We start from the raw sequence: 9869 nt of genomic DNA on the forward strand, positions 1-9869 counted from the left end.
GGTCCTTTCTTGGACGACACACCTGCCCGCGGGAGGGGGGGTGGGTTTTTGTTTCCCCGAAAAACCGCCACCGTGTCAGGCGCCGGGCGCCTCCGGGATGAGCCCGGGTGCAGCCGTTCTGAAGCGACCTCTTGGGCAAATTCGGGACCGTTTCGGCTCCTTTTCGGTCGGGTCGAACCGCGCGTTCAGCTGACCTCATGCGCCGTCGACGGCAGCTGCTGACGGCAGATCGGGCCAAAGTGGCTTGCTTTGGTGCCATAGTGATGCCATAGTGGTGCCATCGATTGCGCGCCGATCTGGATCGACGCGTTGCTACGGCGAAAGGAGGGGGCATGGCTGGGCGATCCGCCATCGCGGTCCGCGGGCTGCGGAAGTCGTTCGGGGACAAGGTCGTGCTCGACGGCATCGACCTGGACATCACGCAGGGCAGCATCTACTCGCTGCTGGGCCCCAACGGCGCGGGCAAGACCACCACCGTGCAGATCCTGTCCACGCTCATCCGCGCCGACGCCGGGCACATCCGCGTCGCCGGGCACGACCTGGCCGACGATCCCGACGCGGTGCGCGCCGCGATCGGCGTCACCGGCCAGTTCTCGGCGGTCGACAACCTGCTCACCGCCGAGGAGAACCTGCTCCTGATGGCCGATCTGCACCACCTGCGCCGACCCGTCGGCCGGCGTCGGGCCGCGGAGCTGCTCGAGCGGTTCGACCTGGTCGAGGCGGGCCGGAAGCCGGCCGCGACCTACTCCGGCGGCATGCGGCGGCGGCTCGACCTCGCGATGACGCTGGTCGGCGATCCGCGCGTCATCTTCCTCGACGAGCCGACCACCGGGCTGGACCCGCGCAGCCGCCGGACCATGTGGCAGATCATCCGCGACCTGGTGGCCGGCGGCGTCACGATCTTCCTGACCACGCAGTACCTGGAGGAGGCGGATCAGCTCGCCGACCGGATCGCCGTGCTCGACCACGGGCGGCTGGTCGCCGAAGGCACCGCGGCCGAACTCAAGCGCCGGATCCCGGGCGGCCACGTCAGCCTGCGGTTCGCCGGCACCGCCGAGCTCGCCGCGGCGGCCCGGAACTTCCGCGACGTCGCCCGCGACGACGAAGCGCTCACCCTGCAGATCCCCAACGACGGCAGCATTCCGGCGCTGCGCGGCCTGCTGGACCGCCTCGACGCCGGGTCGATCAAGCCCGACGCGCTGTCCGTGCACACCCCCGATCTCGACGACGTCTTCCTCGCCCTCACCGGCCGCCCCGACAACGAGAAGGAGCCGCTTCGATGAGCACCCTTTCCCACGCCGCGAGCGATTCGATGACGATGCTGCGCCGGAACCTGCTGCACGCGCTGCGCTATCCGGGCATGTCGTTGTCGGTGATCGGCATGCCGATCGTGATGATGCTGCTGTTCGTCTACGTCCTCGGCGGCGTGCTGGGCGCCGGGCTCGGGGTCGCGGCAGGGGGCGCCGGGTACATCGACTACGTCGCGCCCGGGATCATCCTGATGGCCGCGACGTCCGGGTCCGTGGCGGCGTCGGTGTCGGTCTGCGTGGACATGACCGAGGGCATCATCAACCGGTTCCGCACCATGGCGATCTCCCGGTCGTCGGTGCTGACCGGGCACGTGGTCGGCAGCGTGATCCAGACGATGATCAGCGTCGTGCTGGTCGTGCTCGTCGCGCTGCTGCTGGGTTTCCGGCCCACCGGCGGACCGCTGGCGTGGCTCGGGGCCCTCGGCCTGCTCGCGCTGCTGGCGCTCGCGCTCACCTGGGTGTCGGTCGCGTTGGGCCTGGTCGCCAGGAGCGCCGAGACGGCGAGCAACGTCGGCCTGCCGTTGACGTTCCTGCCGTTCCTCGGCAGCGCGTTCGTGCCCACCGAGTCGATGCCGGCCGGGTTGCGCTGGTTCGCCGAGAACCAGCCCTTCACCCCGATCATCGAGACGGTGCGCGGACTGCTGATGGGCACCCCGGTCGGCGCGAACGCGGTGCTCGCCGTGGCCTGGTCGGTCGCGATCGCGCTCGCCGGCTACCTGTGGGCGCGGGCGGCGTTCCGCCGCGATACCACCCGCTGATCAGGGGTTTTGATTCTTTGAAGCGGCGCAGCCGCTTAGCCCATCCTCGCAACTCGCACCGCCGCGGGTTCTCAGACGTCCCCCTTCCGTCGGGGTTCTTGGCGAGGACAGCCCCGATGCCGCGTATTGGTCATACGTAAGTCGGGGCTCCCACAGTCCAGGCACCGTCTGTAACTCCCGCAGGGGGCCGCCACCCGCACTGCCACGCAGAACGAGCCTGGAAATAGGCCTCGATCAGGCCGGGACCAGGCCGCGGATGTCGGCGAGGAGTTCGAGCGAGCGGCGCCAGGCCCCGCGGTCGGGCGCCGCGGACACGACGATCAGCTCGTCGGCCTGGGACCGCTCGGCGAACCGGTCCAGGTAGTCGTCGACCTCGGCGGGCGTGCCGACCGCCGTGTACTTGGCCATCTGCAGGATCTGTTGCCCGGCCGGGGAAGCGAGGATGGCGTCCGCCTCGTCCGGGGTGAATTCCCTGCCCTGGCCGAGCATTCGGGCCACCCGGTAGCGCTTCGCCGCCTGGAAGTGCTCCTCGGCCTCGTCGGTGGTGTCCGCCGCGATCACGTTGACCCCGGCGATCACGTACGGCTCGGCGAGCTGCGCGGACGGCTGGAACTCCTGCCGGTACAGCGAAACGGCGGCTTCCAGCGCGTCGGGCGCGAAGTGCGAGGCGAACGAGTAGGGCAGGCCGAGCAGCGCCGCGAGCCTGGCGCCGAACAGGGAGGAGCCGAGGATGTACAGCGGCACGTTGGTCCCCGCGCCCGGCGTCGCGTTGATCCCGGGGATCCGGGTCTCGCCCGACAGGTATCCCTGCAGTTCCAGCACGTCCTGCGGGAACGACTCGGCCGAGGACGGGTCGCGGCGCAGCGCCCGCATCGTCTTCTGGTCGCTGCCCGGGGCCCGGCCGAGGCCGAGGTCGATCCGCCCCGGGAACAGCGTTTCGAGGGTGCCGAACTGCTCGGCGATGGTCAGCGGCGCGTGGTTGGGCAGCATGATGCCGCCGGCGCCGAGCCGGATGGTCTTGGTGTGCGCGGCCACGTGGCCGATCAGCACGCTGGTGGCCGACGACGCGATCGACGACATGTTGTGGTGCTCGGCGTACCAGATCCGCCGGTAGCCCAGCGATTCGGCGCGTTGCGCCAGGTCGACGCTGGCGGTGAAGCTGTCGGCGGCCGTCTCGCCCGGGCCGATGTGTGCCAGATCGAGAATGGAGAGGGCAACGGCCACGGCGGCATCAGCCTTTCATCGCGTGCGACAGGCGCGAGGCAGCCGCCCCGCGCGGCAGGGATAACGGAACAGCCGCCCCGGTTATTCCGCGATCGCCGGGCAGTGGGGCTCGTCACGCCTTGCGCAGTGCCGCATCCTCGCCGGCGGTGTGGGGTGAACGGCCCGTTCGCCTCGATAGGCGAGGTGAACGGGCCGTTCGCGCCAACTGCCCGGAGGTCAGCGGGTGAGGCCGGCCTTCTTGGAGCAGACGGGCCAGGCCTTCGGGCCCTGCTTCTTGAGGACCTTCTCGGCGACCGCGATCTGCTGTTCGCGGGTCGCCTGGGAGGCCTTGGGGGCGTAGGCCTTGCCGCCGAACGCGGCCCAGGTGGACGGGGTGAACTGCAGGCCGCCGTAGTAGCCGTTGCCGGTGTTGGCCTTCCAGTTGCCGGAGCTCTCGCACTTCGCCACGGCGTCCCACGTGGACGCCGATGCGGCGCTGGCGGGGATGGCCGTGGCCAGGGGGGCTGCGGCGATCAGGCCGGCGAGCGCCACTCGGGCGGCGATGCGGGCGGCCGTGCGCTTCGGGGTACGCGTCATGGGCGGTCTCCTGCTGCGCCTGCGAGCGGGCACGTTCGTGCCGCGGGCGGGCGTGCGGGGGCGCCGCCGGAACCCGGTTCGGGGTGCTCGCCCCTGCCCAGTCGTTCGTTCGGGGGTGGGAAGCCGCGCGGGGCAGGGTTCGGCGCTGCGAGCTTCCGCGTCGGTTCGGGGATCCGACTGGCGGACACGCTACGTAGTCGACCCTGGTGGGCCAACCTCGAAATCCCGCAGTCATCGCAGCGGGAAGCGCCACAAGATCCCGATGATCTAGCGTTCGTGCTGGTGAATGACGAAATATCCGCCGACTACAGTTAGTGATGTTCAGTCTGACATTCACTCGTGTGGGTTACATGGGGTCGGCGTGGGCGTCCGGCGGTTCGGGCGACGCCCCTGGACGCCGGCCGCCGGCATCCGGTAGATCTGGCCTTCCGCCGCCGAGAGGGAACGATCGTCCTCGGCGAGCAGCAGACCTTCGGCGACGGCTCGAAGCGCTGGGCGTGCCGCGCCTTCGACAGCGAGAACCACCCGAAGTCGGGCGTTTACGGGGCCGAGGGCGACGATGTGGTCAACGAGATCGATGCGCTCAAGGTCGGCACCGACTACGCCGACGTCGCGCCCTGACTGCTGCTTTCGTCGGTATCTACCGGTCGCGCGGCTGGCTAGGTTCTTCGCATGAAAATGCGTTGGTTCGCCGGGATGCTCGGCATCATGCTCACCGCGGTCACGATGGGCGCTGCGGAGGCCCAGCCGCAGCAGTGGTCGAGTCCGCGCACGATGTGCGAGTACATCCCGACGCCGGAGAACCCGGCCGCGCGACCGGTCCGGCCGCCGCATCCCGCGGCAAAGAACGAGGGCACGGTCCGCGCCACGATCCGGACCAACCACGGAGATGTGGTCGTCGAGCTCGACCGCGCGAACGCGCCGTGCGCGGTGCACAACCTCGTGCACCTGGCCCGCAAGGACTTCTACGACGACTCCCGCTGCTGGCGGCTGACCAACTCGGCGAGGCTCGGCGTGCTGCAGTGCGGCGACATCTACTCGGTGGAGAAGGGCGGCCCGGGCTACCGCTTCGCCGACGAGGTCACCGGCGCCGAGACCTACCCGCGCGGCACCGTCGCGATGGGCAACCAGGGGCCGGGCACCAACGGCAGCCAGTTCTTCATCGTGCACTCGCACGCCAACATCAAGCCCGCGTACACGGTGCTGGGCCGGGTCGTGGAGGGCATGGACGTGCTCGACGAGATCGTCGCGGGCGGCATCATCCCGGGCGAGGGCGGCGACCAGGACGGCGAACCGGCCCTGCCGGTGGAGATCGAGAACATCAAGATCCGCCGGTGACACCGGCCGAACCGGGGCCGAACCACGTGGTCAGGGCCTCGCGGAGGCTGCGTCGTTCCTGGGCGTCCGGTTGCGCCGAACTCGACGCCCAGGCGACGTAGCCGTCCGGCCGCAGCAGCATCGCGGTCGGCGAGGTCCCGGCGCGGCCGCTGACCACCTCCACCCGGTCGCTCCAGCCGGCGAGGTCTCCGGACAGCCCGGCGCCTTCGGTCATGTCCAGCAGGAGCGGCCGGGCGTTCGCGGTCAGCTCGGCGAGCCGGACGCTGCCGGTACCGGTGTCGATCAGCAGGTCGGGCGCCCACCGGCCGATCAGCGGGTGCGTGGCGCTGGTGCCCATCTCGTAGCGGATGTCCGCGCCCGCCATCATGTCCGCGATGTGCTTGATGTTGCGCGGCTCGTGGAGGAGCTCGCCGAAGAGCTCCCGCAGCGCGGTGGTCTCGCCACCGGGCGCGAGCAGCGCCGACTGGGCCTGGGTGTGCATGACCACTCGCCGGGCCACCGGCCGCCGCTCGGCCTCGTAGCTGTCGAGCAAGCCGGGTGGCGCCCAGCCCTGCAGCTCGGCGGCGAGCTTCCAGCCCAGGTTCGCGGTGTCCTGCAGGCCCAGGTTCAGGCCGGGGCCGCCGATCGCCGAATGCACGTGGGCGGCATCGCCGACCAGCAGCACCCGCCGGTCCCGGTACCGGTCCGCAAGCCGGGTGTTGCCGCCCGTCAACCGGCGCGTGAGGTGCGGGCCGTCGCCTTCCGGCGGCTCCAGCGGCAGGTCCACCCCGAGCACCCGGCGTGCGCTCGCGCGCAGTTCGTCCAGCGTCAGCGCGGTTTCGTCCGCCCCGGCAGAGCCCCACTCCATTGTGGACACGGCCGTTCGGCCGTCGAGGAAAGGCGCGTACGCCAGCACTCCTCGCTCGGTGCGGTGGTGCATGAACGGGGGGATGACGCCGTAGCCGGGGACGTCCAGGCCGCCCGTCGCCGGATCGACCAGCGAGCTCGGAATGCTGACGTGCGCCAGGCGTGAGACGACGTTCTCCTTGGTGACGCCGGAGAAACCGATGCCGGAGAGCTTGCGCGTCGGGCTGTGCCCGCCGTCCGCGCCGACCAGGTAGCGGGCACGCAGCCGGTAGTGGCCGTCCGGGCCGGCGACGTCGATGGCGACCGCATCGTCGTCCTGGGCCAGTCCGACGAGTTCGTGTCCCCGGCGGATTTCCACGCCGAGCTCGAGGGCGCGTTCTTCCAGGGCCCGCTCGATGCGGCGTTGCGGCATCTGCATCAGGTACATCGGGTTGTCCTCGATGGCGCTCAGGTCCAGCGGCATCGCGCCGAACACGAACACCGGAGCGGGCTGCGGCGGCTCGGAGCTCCCGCTGAAGCGCTGGTGCAGGCCCCGGCGGTCGAGCATCCGCACCACCTGCCCGACCAGGCCGTTGGCCCGCTGCGCGGTCGCGCGCTCCGGGAGGCGTTCGAGCACCAGCGGCTTCGTTCCGGCCAGGCTCAGCTCGCAGGCCAGCATCAGCCCGTTCGGGCCGGCGCCCGCGATCACGACATCGGCGGTCACGACTTTTCTCCTTGGTGTGGCGGAAAAAGGCATGGTCGATCGACCCGGCGGCGCCGGGTTTTCCGGTTGTGGGGTTGTCAGGGGACGGGCAGTCCGTTGGCGAGCTGCTGGAACGCGTCGCGCAGCAACGGAGCCATCGGGGTGGGCTCTTCGGCGCTCAGCCAGTGCTCGATGGATGCGGCGATCGCGACTCCGACCGCGCCGGCCACCAACCGCGGGTAGATGTCGCGCGCCGGGTCGGTGCCGGTGCGCTCGGCGATGGCGGCGGCGAGCTCGGCCTCGGCCGTGGCGTTGGCCCTGACGAACTCGCCCTGCAGAGCCGGTTCGGAAACCATCAGCCGAACGCCGTCGACCCACTGCCGGTCCGGTTGGTCCTCGCCGGTGCCCTGCCCCAGCGCGAAGCGGGCCATCGCGGCGTTGGTGATGGCCTCCCACAGCGGCTCGGATTCCGGCCGCGCGCGCAGTTCCACCGAGATCTGGCGGGCCCGTTCCAGGTGTCGCGCGGCGATGGCCTCGCCCTTGCCGGCGAAGTAGTTGTTGAAGGTGCGCGGGGATACGCCGACCTCGGCGGCGATGTCTTCGACGCGCACGTTGTCGAATCCCCGCTCCACGGCGAGGCGGATGGCCGCCCAGCTCAGGGCGAGGCGGGTCTCCTGCTTCTTGCGCTCCCGCAAGCCCGGCCGTTCGCTCTCCTCGGCACCCATGACGACCACGCTACTGGATTTTTGCGCACCCCGCAAAAATGCGTGCTCCGAAAAATTTTTCCACTGCGTTCGTGAGATGACGCGGCCAGGCGAGCCCAGCAGGCGGCGATTTCGCGCGAAATCGCCGTTGTCCGGCAGATGGCGTTTTCGCGCGAAACCGTCATCCGGCACGCGTGGGAGCGCCGTTTTCGCGCGAAAACGCCGCCCGGGCGAGGCTCCCGGGCGGCGGAACGGGCCTGGGTCTGCGGATCGGTCCGCAGCCCCGGAGTGGTCAGGATCGGACGGGTTCCTCGGCGGGCGCGGGTTCGGCCGCCTCGGCCCTCTTCGTCTGGTCGAACAGCGCGCCCACGCCGATGAACAGCGCCCCGGCGACGAACAGCAGCGAGACTCCCCAGGTGGCGTGCGTGGGCGACGCCGTCACCAGCGCCAGCGCTGCGAGCGGGGCGAGGCCGCCGGAGAAGGCCCCGCCGACCTCCCGGCCGGTGCCGAGGCCGGACACCCGCACCTTGGTGGGGAACTGCTGGGAGAGGAACGCGCCCTGCGCGGCCAGCATCGCGGGCACCACCACGCCGGTGGCAAGGATCAGCGCGATCCAGATGTAGAGGCTCTGCCCGGAGTCGAGCAGCCAGAAGAACGGGAACGCCAGCGCCGCCGTGGCGATCGCGCCGGTGATGATCACCTTCTTGGCGCCCACCGAGTCGCAGATGCGGCCCGCGATGGGGACGGTGAGGATCGCGCACGCGCTGGCCAGCGAGATGCCGAACGCGCCGACGTTGGCCGCGACGTCGCGGAATTCGCTGAGGTAGGACAGCGAGAACGTCTTGAAGATGTAGCTGACGCCGTTGTAGCCGATGGTGATCGCCATGACCACGGCCAGGCCGCGCCAGTCCGACTTGATCAGCGAGCGCAGCGGGTTGGTCTTCTTGCGGGTCGAGGTGTCGCGCGCGATCTTCTCGAACTCCGGCGTCTCGGGCATCTGGCGGCGCACCCAGAAGCCGAGCGCGACGAGCAGGAAGCTGGCGATGAACGGGATGCGCCAGCCCCAGTCGTAGAGGAACTCGTTGCCGAAGCTCGTCAGCACCGTCACGGTGAGCGACGAGACGAACAGCCCGATGTTGACGCCCAGCGCCGGCCACGAGCCCAGCCTGCCGCGCGACTTCTCGTCGGCGTGCTCGTAGGCCACCGCGATCGCGCTGCCCAGCTCGGCGCCCGCGCCGAGGCCCTGCAGCAGGCGCAGGACGACCAGCAGGATCGGGGCGACGATGCCCGCCGAGGAGTAGGTCGGCAGCAGGCCGATCAGCCCGGAGGAGATGCCCATCAGCAGGAACGTCGCCGAGAGCACGATCTTGCGCCCGTACTTGTCGCCGAGGATCCCGAAGACGATGCCGCCGAACGGGCGGGCGAGGAAGCCGACCGCGAAGGTCGCCATCGCCGCCAGGGTGGCGGTGGTGGGGTTGCTCGCCGGGAAGAACAGGCGCCCGAACACCAGGGCGGCCATCGAGGCGTAGAGGTAGAAGTCGAACCACTCGAGGGCGGATCCGATCACTACGGCGGGTCCGACGGCCTTGCGGGAGGACGGCTCGGGGCGTGCCGTCGCGCCATTGTGCAGCGTCATTGCTTGGGTCCCTCTTGACGGGTGGTCGTCGATGCGGGTCGATCGCGATGTGCGGGCGGTTGTTCGGATATAGGAACTGCGGCGAATCTAGGAAGTGAACCGGGTCACTGTCAAGCGGTTCGCCGCGGGTAGTCGGCCTACTCCTGATTTGTGCTGCTTTTCGTCGATCTTCGTGCGCTTCGAGGCCGCGATCCGGCGGTTGACAGACCGGGTGCCGGTCGATCATCGTGTCCCGATAGCTGGATTGGTTGTTCGTATTTAGGAACAGATCGATCGCGTGGCCGATCCGCGGCCCGGGTCGGTCGACGTGTCGCCGCTGGTACGAGCACCAGGCACGCCGGAAAGACATCCCAGGAGCTTGAATGTCAAGCCGCAGCCGAGTTGACGTGATGGGCCCAGGCGGTGGTCTCGTCGTAGAGGGTGCCGGTTTTGAGGCAGCCGTGCAGGATGCCCACGAGGCGGTTGGCGAGCTGGCGCAGGGCGGCGTTGTGGCCGCTGCCGCGGGCTCGTTGCCGGTCGTAGTAGGCGCGTGCACCCGGGGATCGCAGCAGCGCGTTGAACGCCTGGGTCAGCAGGGCGTCGATGAGCCGGTCGTTGTGCACGAACCGGGCCAGGGCGACCTTCTTCTTGCCCGACGCGCGGGTGACCGGGGAGGTGCCGGCGTAGTTCTTGCGGGCCTTGGCGCTGGCGTAGCGGTGGGGGTCATCACCGAATTCTGCGAGCACCCGGGCGCCGAGGACCGGCCCCAGACCGGGCTGGGACAGGATGATCTCAGCGGCCGGGTGCTGCCCAAAA

9 protein-coding genes and 1 pseudogene are annotated in these 9869 nt (G+C 70.1%); 4 read left to right on the forward strand and 6 right to left on the reverse strand.

The genetic code is table 11. The features are described 5' to 3' along the window. The first annotated feature begins 332 nt into the window (after positions 1–332). Positions 333–1283 (forward strand): ATP-binding cassette domain-containing protein, encoded by a 951-nt coding sequence (locus AC07EQ_RS08920; RefSeq protein ID WP_478387439.1) that lies wholly within the window; start codon positions 333–335, stop codon positions 1281–1283. Then, a complete protein-coding gene (locus AC07EQ_RS08925; RefSeq protein ID WP_478387440.1) occupies positions 1280–2068 on the forward strand; it encodes an ABC transporter permease in 789 nt (262 codons plus the stop codon). The genes AC07EQ_RS08920 and AC07EQ_RS08925 overlap by 4 nt, the downstream gene beginning before the upstream one ends. A gap of 234 nt (positions 2069–2302) precedes the next feature. Here AC07EQ_RS08925 and AC07EQ_RS08930 read toward each other — a convergent pair whose 3' ends face one another. Together AC07EQ_RS08930 and AC07EQ_RS08935 are read right to left on the reverse strand one after the other, a co-directional pair. Further along, the gene (locus AC07EQ_RS08930; RefSeq protein WP_478387441.1) at positions 2303–3292 is read right to left on the reverse strand and encodes an LLM class flavin-dependent oxidoreductase; all 990 of its coding nucleotides are present in this window, start codon (positions 3290–3292) and stop codon (positions 2303–2305) included. 228 nt (positions 3293–3520) lie between these two features. Further along, a pseudogene (locus tag AC07EQ_RS08935) lies at positions 3521–3868 on the reverse strand (transglycosylase family protein); the annotation flags it as partial. 339 nt (positions 3869–4207) lie between these two features. Between AC07EQ_RS08935 and AC07EQ_RS08940 the strand changes: the two are divergent. Both AC07EQ_RS08940 and AC07EQ_RS08945 read left to right on the forward strand, forming a co-directional pair. After that, positions 4208–4489 carry a hypothetical protein gene (locus AC07EQ_RS08940; RefSeq protein ID WP_478387442.1) on the forward strand — a complete coding sequence of 94 codons (282 nt, stop codon included), beginning with the start codon at positions 4208–4210 and terminating at the stop codon, positions 4487–4489. A gap of 51 nt (positions 4490–4540) precedes the next feature. Continuing rightward, on the forward strand, positions 4541–5206 hold the full coding sequence (locus tag AC07EQ_RS08945; protein ID WP_478387443.1) for a peptidylprolyl isomerase: 666 nt from the start codon (positions 4541–4543) through the stop codon (positions 5204–5206). Here AC07EQ_RS08945 and AC07EQ_RS08950 read toward each other — a convergent pair. The 4 genes from AC07EQ_RS08950 to AC07EQ_RS08965 form a co-directional block, all read right to left on the reverse strand. Beyond that, entirely contained in the window at positions 5190–6755 is a 1566-nt protein-coding gene (locus AC07EQ_RS08950; protein WP_478387444.1) for an FAD-dependent monooxygenase, read from the reverse strand. The genes AC07EQ_RS08945 and AC07EQ_RS08950 overlap by 17 nt on opposite strands. Before the next feature lie 77 nt (positions 6756–6832). After that, on the reverse strand, positions 6833–7459 hold the full coding sequence (locus AC07EQ_RS08955) for an acyl-CoA-like ligand-binding transcription factor (RefSeq protein ID WP_478387445.1): 627 nt from the start codon (positions 7457–7459) through the stop codon (positions 6833–6835). Between the two features lie 271 nt (positions 7460–7730). Further along, the gene (locus AC07EQ_RS08960) at positions 7731–9074 is read right to left on the reverse strand and encodes an MFS transporter (protein WP_478387446.1); all 1344 of its coding nucleotides are present in this window, start codon (positions 9072–9074) and stop codon (positions 7731–7733) included. A gap of 365 nt (positions 9075–9439) precedes the next feature. After that, on the reverse strand, positions 9440–9869 hold a 430-nt coding region (locus tag AC07EQ_RS08965), incomplete at its 5' end, for a transposase (RefSeq protein ID WP_478387447.1).

This window comes from Saccharopolyspora sp. NPDC045839 (assembly GCF_056431645.1).